22 protein-coding genes and 1 tRNA gene are annotated in these 20,587 nt (G+C 70.4%); 7 read left to right on the forward strand and 16 right to left on the reverse strand.

Annotation, left to right across the window (positions count from 1 at the left end):
• Positions 1-80: 80 nt before the first annotated feature.
• The gene (locus tag ETD86_RS23995) at positions 81-287 is read left to right on the forward strand and encodes a hypothetical protein (RefSeq protein WP_138668413.1); all 207 of its coding nucleotides are present in this window, start codon (positions 81-83) and stop codon (positions 285-287) included.
• On the opposite strand, the gene ETD86_RS24000 is transcribed toward ETD86_RS23995, so the two are convergent.
• Complete coding sequence (locus tag ETD86_RS24000; RefSeq protein ID WP_138668414.1) at positions 284-2,443, reverse strand: WD40 repeat domain-containing serine/threonine protein kinase; 2,160 nt, start codon at positions 2,441-2,443, stop codon at positions 284-286. The genes ETD86_RS23995 and ETD86_RS24000 overlap by 4 nt on opposite strands.
• A 200-nt stretch (positions 2,444-2,643) precedes the next feature.
• On the opposite strand from ETD86_RS24000, the gene ETD86_RS24005 reads away from it, so the two are divergent.
• Entirely contained in the window at positions 2,644-3,252 is a 609-nt protein-coding gene (locus tag ETD86_RS24005) for an ArsR/SmtB family transcription factor (RefSeq protein ID WP_138668415.1), read from the forward strand.
• Between the two features lie 96 nt (positions 3,253-3,348).
• On the opposite strand, the gene ETD86_RS24010 is transcribed toward ETD86_RS24005, so the two are convergent.
• The 4 genes from ETD86_RS24010 to ETD86_RS24025 form a co-directional block, all read right to left on the reverse strand.
• On the reverse strand, positions 3,349-3,975 hold the full coding sequence (locus tag ETD86_RS24010; protein WP_138668433.1) for a DJ-1/PfpI family protein: 627 nt from the start codon (positions 3,973-3,975) through the stop codon (positions 3,349-3,351).
• Between the two features lie 5 nt (positions 3,976-3,980).
• The gene (locus tag ETD86_RS24015) at positions 3,981-4,943 is read right to left on the reverse strand and encodes a GlxA family transcriptional regulator (protein WP_138668416.1); all 963 of its coding nucleotides are present in this window, start codon (positions 4,941-4,943) and stop codon (positions 3,981-3,983) included.
• Positions 4,944-5,192: 249 nt separating this feature from the next.
• Complete coding sequence (gene pruA / locus ETD86_RS24020) at positions 5,193-6,818, reverse strand: L-glutamate gamma-semialdehyde dehydrogenase (protein WP_138668417.1); 1,626 nt, start codon at positions 6,816-6,818, stop codon at positions 5,193-5,195.
• Positions 6,818-7,735 carry a proline dehydrogenase family protein gene (locus ETD86_RS24025; RefSeq protein ID WP_138668418.1) on the reverse strand — a complete coding sequence of 306 codons (918 nt, stop codon included), beginning with the start codon at positions 7,733-7,735 and terminating at the stop codon, positions 6,818-6,820. The genes pruA and ETD86_RS24025 overlap by 1 nt, the downstream gene beginning before the upstream one ends.
• 75 nt (positions 7,736-7,810) lie before the next feature.
• On the opposite strand from ETD86_RS24025, the gene ETD86_RS24030 reads away from it, so the two are divergent.
• A complete protein-coding gene (locus tag ETD86_RS24030) occupies positions 7,811-8,878 on the forward strand; it encodes a PucR family transcriptional regulator (RefSeq protein WP_138668419.1) in 1,068 nt (355 codons plus the stop codon).
• Here the strand turns inward: ETD86_RS24030 and ETD86_RS24035 are convergent.
• The 3 genes from ETD86_RS24035 to ETD86_RS24045 form a co-directional block, all read right to left on the reverse strand.
• Positions 8,863-9,576, reverse strand: coding sequence for a glycoside hydrolase family 16 protein (locus ETD86_RS24035; protein WP_170223236.1), 714 nt, complete (start codon positions 9,574-9,576; stop codon positions 8,863-8,865). The two genes, ETD86_RS24030 and ETD86_RS24035, sit on opposite strands and share 16 nt — an antisense overlap.
• Positions 9,577-9,675: 99 nt before the next feature.
• Positions 9,676-10,779, reverse strand: a complete 1,104-nt coding sequence (locus ETD86_RS24040; protein ID WP_138668421.1) for a glycosyltransferase — start codon at positions 10,777-10,779, stop codon at positions 9,676-9,678.
• 109 nt (positions 10,780-10,888) lie between these two features.
• Positions 10,889-12,721, reverse strand: a complete 1,833-nt coding sequence (locus tag ETD86_RS24045; RefSeq protein ID WP_246148104.1) for a SpoIIE family protein phosphatase — start codon at positions 12,719-12,721, stop codon at positions 10,889-10,891.
• 58 nt (positions 12,722-12,779) lie between these two features.
• Here ETD86_RS24045 and ETD86_RS24050 point away from each other — a divergent pair, with 58 nt between their 5' ends.
• Positions 12,780-13,499, forward strand: coding sequence for an ANTAR domain-containing response regulator (locus ETD86_RS24050; RefSeq protein ID WP_138668422.1), 720 nt, complete (start codon positions 12,780-12,782; stop codon positions 13,497-13,499).
• Positions 13,500-13,573: 74 nt separating this feature from the next.
• On the opposite strand, the gene ETD86_RS24055 is transcribed toward ETD86_RS24050, so the two are convergent.
• Entirely contained in the window at positions 13,574-13,930 is a 357-nt protein-coding gene (locus tag ETD86_RS24055) for an STAS domain-containing protein (RefSeq protein WP_138668435.1), read from the reverse strand.
• A 174-nt stretch (positions 13,931-14,104) separates the two neighbouring features.
• Here ETD86_RS24055 and ETD86_RS24060 point away from each other — a divergent pair, with 174 nt between their 5' ends.
• Together ETD86_RS24060 and ETD86_RS24065 are read left to right on the forward strand one after the other, a co-directional pair.
• Entirely contained in the window at positions 14,105-14,875 is a 771-nt protein-coding gene (locus ETD86_RS24060; protein ID WP_138668423.1) for a SigB/SigF/SigG family RNA polymerase sigma factor, read from the forward strand.
• Between the two features lie 16 nt (positions 14,876-14,891).
• A complete protein-coding gene (locus tag ETD86_RS24065; protein WP_138668424.1) occupies positions 14,892-15,308 on the forward strand; it encodes an ATP-binding protein in 417 nt (138 codons plus the stop codon).
• Between the two features lie 52 nt (positions 15,309-15,360).
• Here ETD86_RS24065 and ETD86_RS24070 read toward each other — a convergent pair whose 3' ends face one another.
• The 4 genes from ETD86_RS24070 to ETD86_RS24085 all read right to left on the reverse strand — a co-directional run bounded on the left by ETD86_RS24070 (position 15,361) and on the right by ETD86_RS24085 (position 17,570).
• A complete protein-coding gene (locus ETD86_RS24070; protein ID WP_138668425.1) occupies positions 15,361-15,558 on the reverse strand; it encodes a hypothetical protein in 198 nt (65 codons plus the stop codon).
• A gap of 6 nt (positions 15,559-15,564) precedes the next feature.
• Positions 15,565-16,401: a hypothetical protein gene (locus tag ETD86_RS24075; RefSeq protein ID WP_138668426.1), complete on the reverse strand. Its 837-nt coding sequence runs from the start codon at positions 16,399-16,401 to the stop codon at positions 15,565-15,567.
• Between the two features lie 105 nt (positions 16,402-16,506).
• Positions 16,507-17,055 carry a hypothetical protein gene (locus ETD86_RS24080; protein ID WP_138668427.1) on the reverse strand — a complete coding sequence of 183 codons (549 nt, stop codon included), beginning with the start codon at positions 17,053-17,055 and terminating at the stop codon, positions 16,507-16,509.
• Positions 17,056-17,144: 89 nt separating this feature from the next.
• Positions 17,145-17,570, reverse strand: a complete 426-nt coding sequence (locus tag ETD86_RS24085; RefSeq protein ID WP_138668428.1) for a helix-turn-helix domain-containing protein — start codon at positions 17,568-17,570, stop codon at positions 17,145-17,147.
• 95 nt (positions 17,571-17,665) lie between these two features.
• On the opposite strand from ETD86_RS24085, the gene ETD86_RS24090 reads away from it, so the two are divergent.
• Positions 17,666-17,742: transfer RNA gene (locus ETD86_RS24090), tRNA-Pro, on the forward strand.
• A 75-nt stretch (positions 17,743-17,817) separates the two neighbouring features.
• On the opposite strand, the gene ETD86_RS24095 is transcribed toward ETD86_RS24090, so the two are convergent.
• The 3 genes from ETD86_RS24095 to ETD86_RS24105 are packed head-to-tail and all read right to left on the reverse strand — an operon-like array spanning position 17,818 to position 20,491.
• The gene (locus ETD86_RS24095) at positions 17,818-18,963 is read right to left on the reverse strand and encodes a tyrosine-type recombinase/integrase (protein WP_138668429.1); all 1,146 of its coding nucleotides are present in this window, start codon (positions 18,961-18,963) and stop codon (positions 17,818-17,820) included.
• Positions 18,960-19,160 (reverse strand): helix-turn-helix domain-containing protein, encoded by a 201-nt coding sequence (locus ETD86_RS24100; RefSeq protein WP_138668430.1) that lies wholly within the window; start codon positions 19,158-19,160, stop codon positions 18,960-18,962. The genes ETD86_RS24095 and ETD86_RS24100 overlap by 4 nt, the downstream gene beginning before the upstream one ends.
• Positions 19,157-20,491, reverse strand: a complete 1,335-nt coding sequence (locus tag ETD86_RS24105) for a replication initiator (protein ID WP_246148105.1) — start codon at positions 20,489-20,491, stop codon at positions 19,157-19,159. Before ETD86_RS24105 ends, ETD86_RS24100 begins: the two co-directional genes overlap by 4 nt.
• Positions 20,492-20,587: the final 96 nt, after the last annotated feature.

Consider the following 20,587-nt stretch of genomic DNA (forward strand, 5'->3'; position numbering starts at 1 on the left):
AAGCTTGCAAGGAAAAGTGTGCATGGTTTTCTTTGCAAAGATAGGCTTGCACGTGATGGAGCGCAAGAGCCAGGCACGGCATGGTCGGCAGCGCGCTGGAGTTCCGCTCGACGACCTGGTGCGCGCCGCGCGGCGAGGAGCCGGCCCGGTGGCGCGCGGAGGAGGCGAGCGGAGGAGGCGAGGGCACCCGAGGAGTGGATGCGGGCGAGCGGGCTCGGACGGCGGCCGCCCGGCTCGTGATCCGGCTGGAGCATGGCTGGGGCACGCTCGCGGCCCGGCTGCTCTAAGGGGAGGCCGGGCCGAGACTCCATCCGGTGACGTTGCCCTTGACGTCGCCCGCCGCCAGCCAGGACTCCCCGTCGTCCTCGGCGATCGCCACCGAGTAGACGCGCCCGCCGGGAGACTTCAGCGGGTCGCCGAGCTGCTTGCCGCTGCGCAGGTCCCAGACGCGGATGGTCCCGTCGAACCCGCCGGAGGCGACGACCGCGCGGCCCTTGACCCGGCCCACCGCCAGGCAGGCGACCTCGGCGGTGTGGCCGGAGAACGAGGTCAGCTCCCGGCCGTTGCGCAGGTCCCAGACGCGGACCTTGTGGTCGGAGCCGCCGCTGATCCCCAGGGGCGCGCCGTCCATCACCCCGGTCGCCACGGTGAAGACGTCACCGGTGTGACCGCGGAAGGTGGCCGCCACGGCGCCGGTCTCCAGGTTCCACACCTGCGCGGTGTCGTCGGCCGACCCGGTCACCGCGAACGGGTGCCCGTCCATCGTGCCGGTCGCGACGCCGAACACCGGATCGTCGCCCGCCGCCTTCGGCTGGGGCCCGGAGTCCTTGCCCGTCTTCGGGTCCCACACATGGACCTTGCCGGCCTCGTCACCGCTGACCAGGACCGTCTTGCCCGACACCTGCGCGGAGGCGATCGTGTAGACGATCTTCTGGTGGCCTCTATAGGTGGGGCCGAGCGGCTCGACGCTCTCCACGCCGGAGACGATGACCCCACCGTTCTGCAGTCGCTGGAACACGACCGCCTGCCCGTCCACCTCGCCCACGTCGATGGCGGCGTCCGTCTCCTCGCCGCCGGAGTTCTTCAGCTCGGCCAGCTCGCTGGGGCGCGTATCCAACGTCCACGCCTTGGCCACGCCCTTGGTGCTGCCGGCCAGCACCGCGCGCTGTCCGCTGTAGGTGCTCACAGCCAGGCTGTTCACCTCGCCGCCGAGGGCGGCCTTCGCCACCGGCTTGCCGTACGGCCGGGCGGCGACGCCGGCCGTCGCCGACGGTATGCCCGTCTTCGCCGAAGGCGTGGGCGTCACCGATGATGTGCCCGTCTTCGCCGAAGGCGTGGATGTCGCCGTGGAGTCGCTCCCTCGCCCTTGCAGAGCCACCACGATGACGCTCACCAGCACCGCCACGGCCGCGGCCGAACCCGCCACCAGGAGCCTGGACCGCTTGCGGCGGCGCGGGTCTGTGGTGAGGCCGGCGGGCGGAACGGGAGTGGGTGTCCCTGCGGGCCAGGCGGAGGTCGGCCCGGCCGGCGGCATGACGGCAGCAGGCGCCGCCCAAACGGGCGTCACTCCGGTCTGAGGAGCCCCCGCTGGGGGAACTCCGGCCGGGTGAGCGGCCGGGTCACCGCCGACGGGCTTGGTCAACGCGTGGCCGTGGCCGAGGAGGAGGTGGAGGATCTCGGCTGCCGTGGGACGTTCCTGCGGCGCCTTGGCCAGGCAGCGGGCGAGAAGGGTGCGCAGGGGCTCGGAAACGCCGTCCAGATGCGGCTGGGCGTTGAGGATGCGGTACATCACCGCGGGCAGCGTGTCCCGGCCGAAAGGCGGGCGCCCGGTCGCGGCAAAGCCCACGGTCACCGCCCAGCTGAACACGTCGGACGCGGGCTGTGCCGGCTCGCCGTGGATCAGCTCGGGAGCCATGTACGCCGGGGTGCCCACCGACCCGCCGGTGGCGGTGAGGTCGATCGCGCGCGCGATGCCGAAGTCGATCACCCGGGGGCCGTCGGAGCCCAGCAGCACGTTGGACGGCTTGAAGTCACGGTGGACGATCCCAGCCCGGTGGATCGCCGCCAGCGCGGTCGCCGTGCTGACCGCGATGCGGTCGAGCGCGCCGCCGGACCTGGGCCCGTGCTCCCGGACGGAGCTCTCCAGCGACAAGCCGTCGACGAACTCCGACACGATGTAGGGCCTGTCGCCGTCGACCGCCACGTCCAGCACGCGGGCCGTGCAGAACGCCGCCACCCGCATGGCCGCGTCCACCTCGCGTAAGAAACGCTCGCGCGCCTCGCTGCTCCCCGCCAGCCTGGCGTGCAGCACCTTGACCGCCACCCGCGCGCCCGAGGCGTCCTCGGCCAGGTAGACCACGCCCTGCCCGCCCTCACCGAGGCCCGCCACTATTCGGTAGTCACCCAGCCGGGTCGGCTCGCCGGCGTGCAGGGGGCGAAACATGGTTCACGACGATACACGTCCAGCACGATCAATGGTGATCCCGCACGTGACGGCGCCGTCGTCACGTCGGTGGCCTGGCTCAGCAGCGTCAGCGGAAGGCGAACGAGGCCCCAGGACGGCGCGGCTCGACTCCCTTAAAGGTGGAAACTTACAAGGGAAAGTGTGCACGGATTTCTTTGCAAGAGATAGGCTCGCCTGCGATGGAACGCAAGAGCTTCTCCGCCCATGCGCTGGACGCGAACGCGCTGAAGTCATTCGCCCACCCTCTACGACTGCGGATCTACGAGCTGCTGGACGAGCGCGGGCCGTCCACGGCGACCGGGCTGGCCGGTCTGCTCGGGCAGAACACCGGGGCGACCAGCTACCACCTGAGGGAGCTCGCCAGGCACGGCATGATCGAGGTCGTGCCCGAGATGGGGCGGGGGAAGGAGAAGTACTGGCGCATCGTGCCGGGCGGCTTCACCTACGGCGAGACCCCGCCCGATCCCGAGGCGGCCGGCGCCCTGGAGCTCCTGCTCGACGAGATGGTGCGACAGCGTGGCGCGGAGCTGGCCAGGTGGCGCGAGGAGGAGTCGCGGGCGCCGGAGGAGTGGGTGCGGGCCGGCGGCTACGGGCGGCGGTCGTTGCGGCTGACGGCGGCGGAGACGGCCGAGCTGAGGGATGAGGTGTTCGAGGTGCTGGAGAGATACCGCACGGTGTCGGATCGCCGGCAACGCGAAGCACCGCAGACCCGGGACCGGTCCACCGGCCATGTGGTCATCCATTTCGATGTGCTGCCGCTGGGGGCGATCGCCGAGGAGCGCGGCTGAGGGCCGGACGGGTCAGGGCATCCCAGGAATGCCCTGGGTCCCGCCCTGACGACCCGGCCATGCCGCGGTTGCCGGGGGATGAGGGCGCTCGCTCGGCTATCCCGCCAGCAGCCCGAGCGCCCGCTCGGTGATCTTCTCCGTCGCCTTGTGCGGTGAGCCGGTGTCGAACGGCGGTTGCGGGTCGTACTCGATCGTGAGCTGCACCGCCTGCGCCGTCTCCACATCGCTCAGCTGCGCCAGCAACGTCAGGGCCATGTCGATGCCCGACGACACCCCGGCCGCGGTCACGATCTTGCCCTGGGTGACCACGCGCTCGCTCACCGGCTCCGCGTCGTAGCGCCGGAGCAGGTCCATGACGGCCCAATGGGTGGTCGCCTTGAGGCCGCCTAGCAGGCCGGCCGCGCCGAGCAGGAGCGACCCCGTGCACACGGAGGTCGTCCACCGGCTGCGCTGGTGAGCCTGCCGGATCCAGCCCACCAGGGCCTCGTCGGACAGGGCGTCCAGGGTGCCGAGCCCGCCGGGTACGACGATCACGTCGGGATCGGGGAGATCCGCGTACGAGGCCGTGGCGGTCAGCGTGAGCGTGCCCTGGTCGTCGGTCACCGGCCCGCGCTCGGCCGCGACGAACGTGACCGTGCAGCCCGGGGCGAAGGCCAGCACCGTGTACGGCCCGACCGCGTCCAGCGCGGTGTAACGAGAGTAGAGCGGGATGGCCACATGCATGGCACTCACTTCTCCTTGGATTGGAAGCGCCGGCGATGATCGCCGGGTGAGATCCGCCAGTGGCGGCGGAAGACGCGGTAGAGCGTCTCTGCTGTGCCGAGCCCCGACTCCCTGGCCACCGTGTCCAGCGGATGGTCGGTGACCTCCAAGAGCCGCCTGGCGGCGTCGGCGCGGCTGCGTTCGACGTACCGGCCGGGGGACAGGCCCGTCTGCCGCGTGAAGACGCGGGAGAAGTGGCGCTCGCTCATCCTCGCCCGCCGCGCGAGCGCGGGCACGCTGAGGTCCGTGTCCGGATGGGCGTCGATGTACGACAGCAGCTCCCTCAGCGGCTCGCTGCGCGGCGTCAGCGTCCGCATCGGCATGCTGAACTGGCTCTGCCCGCCGGGACGGTGCAGGTACACCACGAGCCCCCGGGCGACGTCGCGGGCCAGCGCGTGGCCGTGGTCCCTGGCCACGAACGCCAGCGCGAGATCCACGCCGGACAGCACGCCCGCCGAGGTCCACACGTCGCCGTCCTCGATGTAGAGGGGATCGGGATCCACATCGACGCACGCGTACCGGGACTGCAGGTCATGCGCGGCCAGCCAGTGCGTGGTGGCCCGCCGATGGTCCAGCAGCCCGGCCTCGGCCAGAAGGAACGCGCCGTTGCACACCGAGGCCGTGCGCCGCGCCGTGCCCGCCAGCCTGGCGATGTCCCGGACCAGCGCCTCGTCCTTCACCTGCGCCGGCATGGTCATGCCGCCCGCCACGAGCAGCGTGTCGATCGGGCCCTCGACCTCGCCGAGCGCTGCCGCCATGACGACGACGCCGTTCCCGGCCGGCACGGCGCCCGCGCGCGGAGCCGCCACCTCGAGCCGGTATCCGCCCTCGGGCATGATCAGGTCCGCCGTCGCGAACACGTCGGCAGGACCAGCCATGTCCAGCAGCTGGAAACCGGGGAAGACGACGATCAGGACCCGCCGGTGCATGCCCTCATGCTGGTTGCCGGACGGACATGGCGTCAACGACACAGATATTGCACATTACGCCCTAAGCGCGTGGTTCAGGCGTTGCCGAGGATGATGACGGGAGCGTCCTCCACATCCACGCAGTCGCTCTGGAGTCCCAAGCCGGTCGCCGCCTCGATGAAGGCGAACGCCGCGGCGAGCTTAGGCCGATACGCCGAGAGCCCCCGGGGGCAGGACCCAGGGGCTCTCGGGCTTGGCAGGGCTGAGAAATCAGCCCATGTGCGGGTAACGGTGGTCGGTGGGCGGGACGAACGTCTCCTTGATCGTGCGGGCGTTCACCCACCGGATCAGGTTGAAGATCGAGCCCGCCTTGTCGTTGGTGCCCGAAGCGCGGGCGCCGCCGAACGGCTGCTGCCCCACGACCGCCCCCGTCGGCTTGTCGTTGACGTAGAAGTTGCCCGCCGCGAAGCGCAGCCGGTCCGAGGCCGCGGCGATGGCGTAGCGGTCCTGCGCGATGATCGACCCGGTGAGCGCGTACGGGGCGATGCCCTCCATCTGGTCGAGCACCTGGTCGAAGTCGCGGTCCTCGTAGACGTGCACGCCGAGGATCGGGCCGAAGTACTCCTTGACGAAGATCTCGTCCGCGGGGTCGGCACACTCCAGGATGGTCGGCTTCACGAAATAGCCGACACTGTCGTCGTACGAGCCGGTGAGCACGTCGATGTTCGAGGCCGCCCGCGCCCGGTCGATGGCCGCCTTGTGCTTGGCGAACGCCCGGCCGTCGATGACCGCGCCCATGAACGTCGACAGGTCACCGGAGACGTCGCCCACGGTCAGCGACTCGGTGGCGGCGACGAAGTCGTCGCGCATCCGGCTCCAGACCGAGCGCGGCACGTACGCCCGCGAGGCCGCCGAGCACTTCTGCCCCTGGTACTCGAACGCGCCCCTGACCAGCGCCGTCGCGAGCACACCCGGGTCGGCGGACGGGTGGGCCACCACGAAGTCCTTGCCGCCGGTCTCGCCCACGAGGCGCGGGTAGCCGTGGTAGGAGGCGATGTTCGTGCCGATCGTGCTCCACAGGTGCTGGAACGTGGCGGTCGAGCCGGTGAAGTGGATGCCGGCCAGCGCGGGGTGCGTCAGCGCGACCTCGGAGACGGCCTGCCCGTTGCCGGTGACCATGTTGATCACGCCGGGCGGCAGGCCGGCCGCCTCCAGCAGTCGCATCGTGAAGTGCGCGGCGAACTGCTGGGTCGGCGACGGCTTCCAGACGACGACGTTCCCCATCAAAGCAGCAGATGTCGGCAAATTTCCGGCGATGGCGGTGAAGTTGAACGGCGTGATCGCGAGCACGAACCCCTCGAGCGGCCGGTACTCCATCCTGTTCCACACGCCGGGCGACGAGATCGGCTGGTCGGCGTAGAGCTGCCGGGCATAGGCCACGTTGAAGCGCAGGAAGTCGATCAGCTCACAGGCCGAGTCGATCTCCGCCTGCTGCACCGACTTCGACTGGCCCAGCATGGTGGCCGCGTTCAGCGTCGCCCGCCACGGCCCGGCCAGCAGGTCCGCGGCCTTGAGGAAGATCGCCGCCCGCTCGTCGAACGACAGCGCCCGCCACGCGGGCGCCGCCTGGAGCGCCGTGGAGATGGCGTCCCGCACGTCCTGGGCCGTAGCGTCGTTGGTACGGCCCAGGACGGAGGCATGGTTGTGCGGCTGCACCACGTCGATGGGCGCGCCGCCGCCGAGCCGCTGCTCGCCGCCGATCGTCATGGTCAGGTCGACCGACGCCCCGGCCAGCTCCTTGACGCGGTCCTCCAGCGCGGTGCGCTCGGCGCTGCCCGGCGCGTAGCCGTAGATCCGCTCGTTGGCGGGAACGGGGACGTTGCTGATGGCATCCATTACTTACCCCCAAGGGCACGAAGGAAGAAGGCGACGTTGGCGGGGCGCTCCGCGAGACGGCGCATGAAGTAGCCGTACCAGTCGTCGCCGTACGGGACGTAGACGCGGACCGTGTGACCGGCCCCGGCGAGAGCCTCCTGCCGGTCGGTCCGGATTCCATAAAGCATCTGGAACTCGTGGTCGCCGATCGTCCGCCCGTACCGGTCGGCGAGCAGCTCCGTGATCGCGATCATGCGATCGTCGTGCGTCGCCACCATGGGGTAACCCTTCCCCGCCATGAGGATCCGCAGGCATCGCACGTACGCCTTGTCGACCGCGGTCTTCCCCTGGTGCGCGACCGAGGAGGGCTCACGGTAGGCGCCCTTGACCAGCCGCACCCTGGAGCCCTCCGCCGCCAGGTCGCGGCAGTCCTCCTCGCTGCGGAACAGGTACGCCTGGATCGCCACGCCCGTCGACGGGTAGTCGTCGCGCAGCTTGCGCAGGATGCCGAGCGTGGAGTCGACCGTGGTGTGGTCCTCCATGTCGAGCGTGACGGGCGAGCCGTTCGCCGCGGCGGCGGCGCAGATCTCGCGGGCGTGCTCCAGCGCCATCGTCTCGTCGAGGCGCTGGCCGACGGCCGACAACTTCACCGACACCTCGCCCGTGGAGCCCAGCTCCAGCGGACGCAGCGCCTCCAGCAGCCTGATGTAGGCGTCCGCGGTGGCCTCGGCGGCACGCGCGTCGCGCGTCTCCTCGCCGAGGTGGTCGATGGTGACGGCGAGGCCGGCGTCACGCAGCCGCTCGACGGCGGCGCGGGCCTCGCCGGCGGTCTCGCCCGCGACGAACCGCTCCACCACTTTCCTGGTGAGCGGGAAGCCGGAGACGGCACGACGTACGAGCCCGCTCCCCGAAGCGGCGAGCAGCAGTTGACCGAGCATGCCCCCAGTCTAAAAACGCAGCTCAGAGGGGGCCATCGACGCGCGTAACGCGGCGTGTGGCAGGCTGTTGTACAAATGCACAACTCGGCCGACCTACAAGAGCTCGTCGACGAGATCGCCGCCCGGCTGGGCGCGTCCGCGACGCTGGAGGACCGCTCGTTCCGGCTGCTGGCCTACGGCGCGCAGCACGGCGACATCGACACGGTCCGCCAGGAGTCCATCCTGCGCCGGCGTGCCACCGGCGAGGTCCGCGACTACTTCGAACGCTACGGCATCACCAAGGCGGAAGGCCCGGTCAGGATCCCCGGCGACGCCGCGCTCAAGGTCCTGGCCCGGGTGTGCTGGCCGCTGCGGCACGGCGACGTCGTCTACGGGTATCTGTGGCTGCTCGACTCGGGCGTCCTCACCGACGACCGGCTGCGCCTGGCCGCGCCGCTCGTGGGCAGGGCCGCCGCCGCGCTCGCCCAGGAGGCCAGGAGCCGCACCGACCTCGGGCGGGGACTGCTCGCGCTGTTCTCATCCGACCCCGAGGAACGCGCCGGCGCCTCCATCGAGGTGCCCGGGCCGGTCGCGGCCATCGCCGTACGCGAGTCGCAGGAGCGCCTCGCCGCCCTCTGGACGCTCCCGCGCGGCGTTCTGGCCCGCCCCGGATCGCCCGTCGCCCTGCTCGCCCCCGCCCACCTGGCCGGCGAGGTGGCGCAGACCGTGCAGAGCGCGTACGGCACCGCGGCCGGCGTCGGCGCGCCCAGGACCGACCCGGCCGACGCCTGGCTGAGCTGGCGCGAGGCCTGCCAGGCGCTGCGCATCGCCGAGCACTTCCCCCGGTACGCCCCGGTCGCCCGCTGGGAGGACCTGGGCGTGCACCGCCTGCTGGCCCGGCTCGGGCGGCCGGACCTGCGCGAGCTGGCCGCCGAGACCTCGGCGCTGGACGCGGAGCTGGCCCAGACCGTGGAGGTCTACCTCGACCGCGGCGGCCACGCCCAGAAGACGGCCGCCGAGCTCGGCATCCACCGCCAGACGCTCTACTACCGGCTGGGCAAGGCGGAGCGCCTGACGCACAGGGACCTGTCGGACGGCGACGACCGCCTGGCCGTGCACCTGGGGCTCAAGGCCGCCAGGCTGCTCGGTCAGGACGCCTTGTAGACCTTCACCCAGTCGACGTACATCGACACGGTGGCCGGCGTCGAGGCGTCACGGCAGCGCGGCTCGCACACCACGTCGTTCTGCAGCGCGAGCCCCATCCGGCCGCCGTCCGGCACGTACGCGCCGCGGTAGTCCCACACCTTCCTGCCGTCCAGCCAGAACGTCAGCCGCCCCGGCAGCCAGTCCACGGCCACCGTGTGCCAGCGGGTGAAATCGGCCCGCAGCTGCCGCTGCGCCCGGCCCTGGCCGCCGTGCACGAAGATGCCGCCGCCGCGCCGCTTCGGGTCCACGATCTCGGCGAAGTTGACCTCGGCGTAGCCGCCGCCCTGGCCCTGCGTCGTCGGCCACAGCAGCGCCACCGGCGTGTAACCGGCGCCCGCCTCGGCCCGGAACCTGACCTCCCACCGGCCGTACTTCTGCGCGTGCCTGGTGGCCACGCCGCCCGACAGGTCCTTGCCGCCGTACCTGCCGCCCTTGAGGCGCAGCACACCGTTCGAGACGGTGGCCGCCCGGCCGGTGCGGGGGTTCCGCTCGGCGTTGGGGGAGTGGTAGATCATCCACTTGCCCGTGTTGACCGAGGTGCCGTTGAAGTTCTCCACGAGGACGGGCGGGCCCCACGTGTGTGCCTGCGCGGTCTGGGGGAGCGCGGCGACGCTCAGGAGGGCCGCCGCCGCCGTGATCGAACTGCGTCTGAGCATGCGCCCCATAGAAGCAAAGATTTCACACGGGTAACACCCCATTCGTCCCCGGCCACGAGAAACGGCTCCGGCAGAGCCGGAGCCGTTCCGCGGCAAGGGTCAGGCGCAGGCCTGCTCGTAGACCCGTACCAGCTCCTGGCTCACTCGCTCCCAGGAGTAACGCGAGCGCGCCCGGTCAGCGCCCGCGTAGCCGAGCGCGGTCCGCAGGGTCGGGTCCCACAGCAGCTCGCGGGCCAGCCGCGCGGTACGCGCGGGCCGGTCGGGCGGCACCAGCAGGCCGGTGACGCCGTCGATGACCGAGTCCAGGTGCGCGCCGACGGCCGAGGCGATCACCGGCACGCCGCAGGCCATGGCCTCCAGCGCGACGATCCCGGTGACGGCCTCGCGCGGCACCGACACGACGGCGTCCGCGCTGCGCATCAGCTTCGGCACCATCGCCCGCTTGACCTGGCCCAGCAGCGTCACCCGGTCGTCGACCCCGAGCTGCTCGGCCAGGGAGCGCAGCCGGCGCACGTCCCTGTCGTCGTCCAGGTCCTCCGGCTCGGGTCCGCCGGCGATGACCAGCTCCACGTCGGAGAGCCCCTGCAGCGCCCGGATGATGGTGGGGGCGCCACGTTCCGGCGTGAGCGGGCCGACGTGCAGCAGCCGCTTGCGTGAGCCGCGTGTGGCCATCGGGCCGCGTCGCTGGAAACGTTCGGTGTCGACGCCGTAGGGGACGATCGCGATGTTGCCGCGCGGCACGCCGAGCCGGATCAGCGCCGACTCCTCGTCGCCGGAGCCCGCGATGACCGCGTTGGCCCTGCGGCCGAGCGCCCGCTCCACGTCCTTGTGCAGCTCGTCGACGGTGTGGAACGTCTGCGTGACCGGCACCGACAGCCCCTTGACGCCCGCGACGGCGGCCAGGCCCCACGTCCAGGTGTGGGCGTGGATCACGTCGGGACGGTCCTGGCTCCACCGACGCATGAGGCTGTCGCCGAGGTCGTTGAGGTACGGCAACACGTCGTCGGCCGGCAGGTCCTTGGGCGGGCCCACCTCGAGCTGCTCCAGCGTGACTCCCGGAGCCACCCGCGTCTTGGGCTTGCCCTCGGCGTTGTCACGGCGGGAGTAGATGGTGACGTGGTGCTCGCGCCCCAGCTCGCGTGCGACAGCGAGGAGGCGGTGGCGCTGGTTTCCCCCGGCGGATGCGACGATCGCGATATTCATGGCACACCTCAGCAGCGTGGAAAGCGTTTAAGGTGTGCCTGCGTCTTAGGCACGTTCGTCTACGTCTACGACGATACCCAGGTTTACGCGGTTCGCAAACCCCTACAGATCAGACACCTCGTAGGGCGAACACCACGATCTCATCCCAGACCTGGCCGCCGGAGAACGCGTTCCGGTCCGACTCCACCGCCTTGACCACGGTGGACGGCGCCTGGCCCGCGCACCGGCCGAGCACGTCGGCCAGGCGCTCCTCGCCGTACGGCTCGCCGCGGTCGTTCCTGGAGGAGATCAGCCCCTCCGAATACAGCACCAGCGTCTCGCCGGAGCTGACCGTCAGCGTCTCCACGCAGGTCTCCGCCTCGGGCGCGATGCCCAGCGGCACGCCGCCGCCCGCCGCGTACCGCACACTGCCGTCAGGCTGCAGCAGCACGGCGGGATGGTGGCCGGCCGACGACATCCGGATCTCGCGACCGCGTACGAACCCCGCCACCGCCATCACGAACATGCCGGTGCCCTGCGCGACCAGGGCCTCGTTGACCTTGCGCATCACCAGGTCGGGATCGGACTCCCAGACGCTCAGCACCCGCAGGCCGCCGCGGACCATGGCGCTGACCGAGGCCGCCTCCTCGCCCTTGCCGGCCGCGCCGCCCAGCGCGAACCCGCACCCCTTCGAGACCGGGAACACGTCGTAGAACTCCGCGCCCACCGATGAGCCGGGGTGGTAGACGGCCGCCGCCTCGTAGCCGGGCACGTCGGGCAGGTTGCGCGGCGCGACGCTCGCCGACAGCGCGTCCGCCGCCCGCGAACGGCTCTGGTAGCTGCTCTGCGCGCGGACGGCCAGCCCGAGCTGCAGCCCCACCTCCTGCAGCACGGCCAGGTCCGCCAGCGTGAACGGCTGCTTGTCGTGCGCACGCACCAGCGTCAGCGCGCCGTCGCCGGCCCCGATCGGCACACACACCAGCGAGCCCGCGCCCATCGCCGTCAGCACCGGGCCCTCGCTGCAGAAGCCCAGCATGGTCTCGTCGTCCACCATCTCCTGCACCACGCCGGAGCCCCGCTCCAGCACCTGCAGCACCACCTGGCTGGCGCCCGGATCGGCCGCCTCGACCTGGCGTACGAGCTCGCCGACCGGATGATCCTTCGGCCCCACCACCACCGAGCGGCGCGGCAGCCCGCCGCGCACCAGGTCCGCGATCACCCAATCCGCCCACTCGGCCGCCAGCAGCCGCGTCGCCCGCGCCATCGCGACGGGACGCAGCAACGCCTGCTCGTCCAGCAGCAGCGTGCCCATCTTGACCAGGAGGTCCTGCCGCTTGGCCGCCGCGATCAGCAGCGCCCCGTCGGACTGCTCCGGCCGCCGCGCGCCCGGCTCGGGCAGCTGCACCTCGGTCGGCAGCGCCACGGCCGCCACCATCTGCTGCGGCTCGCCCGGCATGGTCAGCCGCGTCAGCGCCACCTGCACCGTGTGGGTGCGCCCCTGGTGCGCCAGCCGGGTCTCGAACGCCGACGGCTGCCCGGTCTGCAGCACCGACGTCAGATGCGACCGGAACGCCGCCCGCCGCGACACGTCCACGAGCAGCGGGAACGAGCGGCCCACCAGGTAGCCGTCGGGGCTGCCGAGCATCCGGGAGGTCTCCGGGTTGATCCGCCTGACCACCCCGCCCCCGTCCAGCACGATCACCGGCACCGGGAACGCGCGGAACACCTGGCGCAGCAGCTTCAGCTCCCGCTGCGTGCCGTCCTTCTTGCCTGCGGCCCGCTTGCCGCCCTTGCGCAGCTGCTCGCGGGCCTCGGCCAGCAACTCGACGGCCGTGTCGAGCTCGGCGAGCGCGGCGTCCAGGGTTTGCGCCAGGTCGGCGGGGTAGGCGGTCCTCGCCTCACGCAGCGACGAGACGCGCCCGGTCAGCGCGTCCAGCGCGTGTTCGAGGTCCGGCATGGTCATCCTCCGACGCTACGCCACTCGGGATATTGACTGCTATATCGGGTAGAGCCTTATCGCTATGGAATCAACCGCGATGATCACCCCCGGTCTCGCCCGCGACCTGGCCACGCTCGGCCGGCTCGGCGAGGACACGTCGACGGAGAGCGTGCTGCGTGGGCTGACCACGGCGCTGGCGGCCGGCGTACCGGGCTGTTCCGGGGCTTCCGCCGAGCACTGGCGGGACCACCGGGTCCTGGTCTCCGGCTCGCACAGCGAGCTGATCATGCTCGTCGAGGGCGAGCGCGAGGTCGGCGAGGGCCCGTCCATCGAGGCCAGGAAGAGCGGCGCCCGCGCCTCCGTGGCGGACGTGCTGACCGACAGCCGCTGGCCCCGCTACGACGCGATGGCCACCCGGTGCGGCGTACGGTCGGCGCTGGTCGTGCCCATCGACGTGGCGCCCGTCGAGCTGGTCGTCGGCCTCTACTCCGTACGGCCCGGGGCGTTCTCGGCGCAGGGCGCCCACTCGCTCACCGACATGCTGACCGAGCAGCTCGGCGTGGCCATGGCCAACATGTCGGAGTTCGAAGAGGTGCGTACCGACGCCGCCCAGCTGCAGGAGGCCCTCGCCGGCCGGTCCGTCATCGACCAGGCCAAGGGCATCATCATGCAGACCAGCGGATGCACCGCCGAGGCCGCCTTCGAGGAGCTGCGCAGAATCTCCCAGCACCACCAGGTCAAGGTGGCCGACCTGGCCAGGCTCCTGGTGGACGAGCACCAGCGAAAGTCGCGCCGATCGTGAATGTGCGGCTTTGACCTGGCTAGATTGGCCCGGCTTGCTTGGCCCGGTTTGCTTGGCCTGGTCCGGCCGCGGTGTCAGCCAATGGCCGCCAGAGCGTCGTCGAGCGTGTCGTAGAGCGGCAGCCGCTGCGCCAGCCCCGTGATCCACATCACCTTGGACTTGGAGTATTCCACTCCGATGAGGGCGAACCTGGCACCCGAAGCGAGACTCTTCTGCCAGTGGTGCACGATCAGGCCGAGGGCACGCGAGTCCATGAACGTCACCCCAGCCAGGTCGAGGATCACCTCGGAACCCGCCATCGACAGGTAATCGGCGAACTGCTCGCGCGTGGTCGCGTCGAGCACGCCGTCGACTCGGATCACGGTGATCCCATCGACGGCCGACGACGTCAGGCTCAGGGCGGCCGCGGGCCCGTCACCGTTCTCCGGCATTGTCACGCAGCAACCCTACTGTCACCACACGAGGGAGGAATACTTCTGACGACACGGGGGACACTGGATCCGAAGTCCAGCAGCGGGCTTTCGTCTCGAGAGTAGAGCGAGGCGCGCCTCTGCATGGGCTTTTCTGCTCGGTGGAGGCCGCCTGCGTCCATATGAGGAGCAGCGATGGCTGTGCAGGAATACGTCCTCGAGGAGATGACAGCAGAAGAGCTCCTGGCCGAGATGGCCAAGGAAGAGACACCCGACAGCAGCAAGGAGCGGCTGCGCGAGCGCATCGTCGAGATGCACCGGCCGCTCGCCATGGAGATCGCCAGACGATACCGGTATCGGGGCGAACCATTGGAGGATCTCCTCCAAGCCGCGTATGTTGGCCTGATGAAGGCCGTCAACGGCTTCGACCCGAGCCTCGGGCACGCCTTCAGAGGCTACGCGGTCGTCACGATGACCGGCGAGGTCAAACGTCACTTCCGTGACCGCACCTGGGCCATCCGGGTGCCCCGCCTCTACCAAGAGCGCCGCTCGGAGCTCAACAGGCTCGTCGCCGACCTCAGCCAGGATCTCGGCAGGTCACCGACCGTGGCCGAGCTGGCCGCCAAGATGAACATCACCGAGGAGGACGTCCTGCTGACGCTCGACGCCTCCGCCGCCTACAGCACGCTGTCGCTCGACGCGCCGCTCGGCACCGACGACGACGCCGCCTCCCTCGGCGACGTCATCCCGGAGGACGACGACACGTTGAGCACGATGGTCGACAGGGAAGCCGTCAAACCCCTCATCGACGCGCTTCCGTCGCGCGAGAAGCACATCCTGCTGCTACGTTTCTTCGGCAACATGACGCAGGCCGAGATCGCCGCCGAGTTCGGGATCTCCCAGATGCACGTCTCGCGCATCCTCCGCAAAGTCCTCGACCAGCTGCGCACCGAGCTGGTCGGCTGAGAAGAAGGTTTGCCGGGTGAACGAGGACGTAGAGCCTCAGTCGGCGGGCTACACGAGCCCGCCACCCGGCGCGCCCGTACGACGGCTGCTTTTCCGGCTGCCGGATCTGCCCCGGGTCAGGCAGTTCGCCGAGGACGAGGCACGCGACGCCGGCATGGCCGAGGAGGCCGTCGGCGACTTCGTCATCGCCGTCAACGAGGTCGCCACGAACGCCGTCACCCACGGAGCCGACCACGCCACCCTGCGCACCTGGACGATGAGCGGAGACCTCGTCGTCGAGGTGCACGACGAGGGCTCGTGGAAGCCGGGGCCGATGCCGGGCGCCGTCGGCGGCATGGGCCTGTGGGTGGCCCGCCTGCTGTCGTCCGACCTGACCCTGCGCGTGGGCAACGGCGGCAGCACGGTCATCATGCGCTTCCCCGGCAAGGACTGAACACGAGTCCGCCGCCGGTCGCTCACCGGCGGCGGACATCGCTGTTCGTCCGTCAACGGCGGGCTCGGCCCCGCCAGTTGCTGTATCCGGTGCGGATGCCGGCCGTGCCGACCCCTGCCTGATGCAGGGCCAGCAGGCACAGCCCCAGCAACGCGAACGTCATCCCGGAGAACCCTCCGGGGATCCGCACGCCGACCAGGTCGAGCAGGAAGCCCAGCCCGAAGATGATCGCTGCCACTATCGCGAGCATGTCATGTCACCTCGATCCCTCGCTCTGGTGGCCTGACGCCTGGTACGTCTGCGTGCCCTGCGTTCCTGACAGGGCCAGCAGGCGTTCCAGGACGTTCCTGTAGTCGCGCAGCGCCAGACGCAGCTGCTCCGTGTCGGGGGACCCGACGTCCTTCCAACGGTCGCGCAGGGCGTTCGTACGGGTGGTGAGACTGCTGGTGAGCGACTCCACCACCTCGCCCACCAGGCCGTCGGCACGTTGCACGGCCTCGCCCGGGTCGTCCACGAAGGACGCCTGCAGGTCGCGCCAGCGGGCCTGCACCTGGGCGGGATCCTGATCGAACAGGACGACGTCCTCGGGGGCCGCGTGCCCCGGCGCATGGGCCGGATCGGGACCGGCGACCGGCTCGGACCCTGTCATCGGCTCGGCCGGCATGTCACCGCCGGTCCTGGCGTACGGATCCCGATAGGGAGCGTCGTCCTCCCCGGCCACGGAGCCGGGCACAGGAGCCACGGCCCCGGGAAGGGGAGTCGCCACGGCGCCGGGAACGGCCGCCGCGTACTCGTCGTCGGCCCTGGGGCTCCGAGTCCTCAGCTCGTCATCGTCCTCGGCGTCCACCTGCCCATGAACAGGCGTGGTGGTCTGCTCGCTCCGAGCGAACTCCTTGTCATCGGCAACTTTGTCGGCGTCGTCATCGGCGTCGGCGTCGTCATCGGCGTCGGCGAGATCACCGCGAGGCCGCTCGCCGGTCTCGTCGTCCCGTGCGAACCCGCCCGGCTCGTCATCCCGAGCGGAGCCTGGGGACACATCGTCGTCGCGGGGGAATTCAGCGGACTCGCCGCCCTGGGAACGCTCATCCGTCACATCGGCACGCTCATCGGATCGCCCATCGGCGTACTGATCAGTCTTATCAGTACGCTCGTCGGCGCGTTGCGACGGCACTTTCAGCTCGTCGCTGCCCATATCGTGTCACCGTCCTCCTCGGGTGGTTTCCTGAAGCAGCTCCTCGAACAGCGCGCGGTAATGCACCATGGCCTGCCGGAGTTCCTCCGTGGAGGCCTCCTTCCTGGCCGCCCGCCCGCTGATCTCGTGAGCCGTCCTGTAGTGATCGAGAGTCGCCGCATGCCCCACCGACAGGTCGGACAGCCGCTGCTCGAAGTCCTCCGTCGGGTAACCCCGTTCCGCCATGACGGCCGTGACCAGCTGGTCTGCCTCGGTCACCGCGAACCCCGGCGCGTCCACGAAGCGCTCCTGCACCTCGGTCCACCGGTTGGCGTAGGTATCGCGGGCCTCTTCGGGGAGAGGGCGGATGTCGAGCTTGGCATGGCGTTGTTCGCGAGCGAGCAGCTCCTGCTCGGCTTCCCGCCGGTTCTCACGCTCGGCGACCATGCGTTCGTACTCCGGGCCGAAACGTTCGCGGAGGTGGTTGCGGCGTTTTTGCTGCTGCATGACGTACACGACTGCGGCGACCGCCACCACCGCGACCACGACGACGGCCACCCAAGCGTAGGTGGACATGATGTTCGCCTCCGGTCTCTTGTTGAGACCAGCGACTGCCCTCGAACAGGTATGTCGAAACTTACCCACCTATACCGGACAGGACGTCCTCAGCCCTCTTCCAGCCCCTTTCGCGCCGCCGAGAGCACGGCTGCGACATGTGAGCCCGATGGGGGAGCAGGGACCTCACTGAACCCCTCGTCGACGTCATACCGAACATCCAGCCCGGCGTCGACGAGCCGCTGCGCCCACCGCAGCGCCGTGTTCAACCGCTCCGCCGCCGGCGGCCTCCCCTGCGCCGCCGCCGACAGATTCCGCAGATTGGTCGCCGGCCCCGACTGGGCATGGGCCCGCGCGAGCTTCCACGGCACGGCACCGCTGTGGTCCATCATCGGCTTTGCCAGCCCGGCGGCCCGCTTCGCCTGCAACACCCCGGACTCACTGACCCCGAAATGAGCCGCCAGCTCCTGAACGCTCATCCCCTGGGCGACCAGCTCGGCCAGTTGCCTCCGATCGATGGTCGGCTTGCGCCCCACCGGCCACCTCCGCTCCCGCTCTCCGTGTGCGCGTGCACCTCCGATGTGCGCTAAGGTTATGACGTCCCGCCCCGCTAGGGAGCGGCCGACACAACCGGGACGTAGCGCAGCTTGGTAGCGCACTTGACTGGGGGTCAAGGGGTCGCAGGTTCAAATCCTGTCGTCCCGACCACGCTTCGGCTGGTCGAGCAGGGTGTCACTCGTCAGGGTGACACCCTTTCGCATTGGTGAGTGACTAACTGAGTGACTAGCGGGCGAAGAGATCGTCCATCGCCGCAGCTCCTTGCAGGAGTACGGAGCGGATCTGCTTGCGGTAGACGGCTTCGGTGACGGCCGTGCCGCTGTGGCCGACCAGGCGGGCGATGTCCTCCAGGGGAACGCCGGAGTCGGAGAGCAGCGAGACGAAGCTGTGGCGCATCTCGCGAGGGGTCCAGTAGTAGGCGGGCATCCCGGCGTCCTTGACGATCTTCCGGAACGCTCTGCGGACGTTGTGGGCGTCGAGGGGTGTGCCGACGAGGGAGGCGAAGACGAGGCCGTGGTCCTTCCACCCGTCGCCTGCCTTCTTCTTGTCCTGGCGTTGTTGCAGTCGATGCGCCTTGAGCGCTTCCACGCATCGCTTGGGGAGTGCCAGGGATCGCCGTGAGCGCTTGGTCTTGGTGTCGCCTCCTTCGCGTACGGAACGCCACACGGCGATCCACGGCGGGATGTCCTTGTCCGGGTCGCCGACCAGATCGACCTCCTTCCAGATGAGCGCCCGCAGCTCTTCCGTGCGGGCACCGATCAGCAGCGAGAGGACCACGTAGGCGTAGAAGCGCGTGTTCTCGGCCGCGTCAAGGAGAGCCGTCGCCTGGTCGAGCGTGAGGGACTTGGATGGACGGCCCTCCTTGCCCTCGGGGATCTCGCAGAGACCCACGACATTGCGCTTCACCTTGTCGCGGGCCTGGGCGAACTTCACCGCGCGGTTCAGGCACGAGTGGAGCAGTCGCACCGTTCGTGCGGCGAGCACCTTGGCCTTGCCGACGAGCCACCGGTCCACGTCCTCGGCGCTCAGCTCCCGCAGCTTGCGTGCGCCCAGGTCGGGGATGATGTGCTTCTCACAGAGGGTTCGGTAGTTGGTGACCGTGTTCGGGTTGCGACCGTGCAGGCCATAGGCGAGCCAGCTCGTCACGGCTTCGGCCACCGTGTAGTTCGCCGGGCCGCTGGCCAGCCCGTCGTCATGGTCGCGGATGATCTCCTTGAGCTTGGCCTTGGCTTCGGTCTTGGTCTTGCCGCTCGCCTTCCTGACGATGCGCTTGCCGGCCGGGGTGTAGCCGACCGTGACCGAGGCGATCCAGCGTTGCCGGTTCTCGTCCCAGTGCAGGCCGCCGTCTCCTCGGCTGCGTCGTTCGGTCATGAAGCCTCCTGTTCGAGTAGGGAGATGTAGTCCTCTATGGCTGAGGCGGGGATGAGCCGCGTACGCCCCTGGGTGACGGAGCGGAGCCGTCCCGAGCGGATGAGTTCGTAGATCACGCTGCGGCTGAGGCTGAGCAGGCGCATGGCGTCGCAGACGCGGTAGAGCCGCCGGTCATGGGCGGAAAAGGGTGGGGTCATTCATCCGCCTGCTGGGCCGCGATCTGGCGGGCGGTCTGGACGCGCTGGCGGATATGTTCGGCCATGATCGCTTCTCCCGGGGTGTAGCCGATCCCGGCGAAACGCCAATGGCCCAGGACGAGCGTGGTGGCGTCGCCGAGGGCGGGCAGGCCGTGGCGTTCGCGGGCTTCGGCGGCGCGGTGGGCGGCGCGGGCGTTGCGCAGGTCGGTGAGGTTGAGCGAGTAGGCGCGGCTCTTGCTGGAGAAGTGGCCACGGAAGCCGAGCATGTGCGCCCACGGGCGGAGGCGGAGAGCTCGGAACTCGGGACGTGCGCCGAGGTCCCAGCAGGTACGGATCATGCGTCGGGCGTGGTCGGTGACCGGGATGGCGTCGAGGCTGAGGCCGGGTTTGAGGCCGGTGCCGTGGCAGAGGCCGCAGGTGGCCATCAGGCTCAGCCGTCCGCGTCCGGCGCAGGCCCGGCAGGACAGGCGGTGATCGACGGTGCCGGAGGCTTCGGCGCCCTTGGTGGCGTACTTGGCGATGTAGGAGGCGACGGCGCGTTCGCTGAGCCCGTCGGCGCTGGCATCGAGCAGGATGGGGCGGATGTCGAGCTGTTGGCCCCAGACGAGGGTCCACCGGCCGAGATCGCTCGGTGGTGTGGTGACGGTGACCCGCTGCACGGCGGGTGGGATTGCGCGGGTGAGTAGGTGGTGGTCGGCCCAGTCGGGTGGCGGCTGGCTGGGTCCGGCGGGGCCGTCGAGGCGGATGATGGCGTGGAAGTGGATCAGGCCACGCCGCTGGTACTCGGCGACCTTGGCGAAGGACACCTTGACCTGCTCGGCGAAGGCACGGCGGCTCATCCCGCTCTGGGCGGCCAACTCCCGGCGGATGGCCAGGGTAAAACGGTGCCACAGCGCGCCCGCGTGAGCCTGCCACAGCACCGCGCCCGTGTAGTCGTAGCAGTCGAGGCAGATCGGCTGGCCGAGCCGTTCGTCGTGGGATTCGTGCCAAAGGTGGCAGCCGACCGGCTGCCCGTGCTCGCATTGGGTGTCGCGCTTACGGGGGCGGCAGGCGCGGCCGTCGCGGTGGGAGTGGACGGGACCGAAGGAGGGGGCGGTCAGGGTGACGAACGCCCGGGGGTGCGCGCTGACCATTTCGGGTACGCCCTTGCCGCCGGACAGGCCCGCCCGGATCAGGTGGAAGGTGTCGGCCTGGTAGGTCTGCGAGCAGGCCGGGCAGACCGAGGCCCGCCGGTTGCCGCAGGCCACCAGGAGACGTCCTGAGGGCTCGCTTTCGGTGGTGTAGGCGTCCGGTGCGTTGACTAGACGAATGAGTCCAAGGGGTGTGGTCACGTTTAGTGGTCGTAGGCGGTCAGCGATCGCTTGATTGGCTGGCCGGTCTTGTCGTTGTGCCAGATGGCCGCGGTCAGCGCGAGCACTCGCGCCAGT

The sequence above is a fragment of the Nonomuraea turkmeniaca genome, from assembly GCF_005889735.1.
GTDB classification, from domain to species: domain Bacteria; phylum Actinomycetota; class Actinomycetes; order Streptosporangiales; family Streptosporangiaceae; genus Nonomuraea; species Nonomuraea turkmeniaca.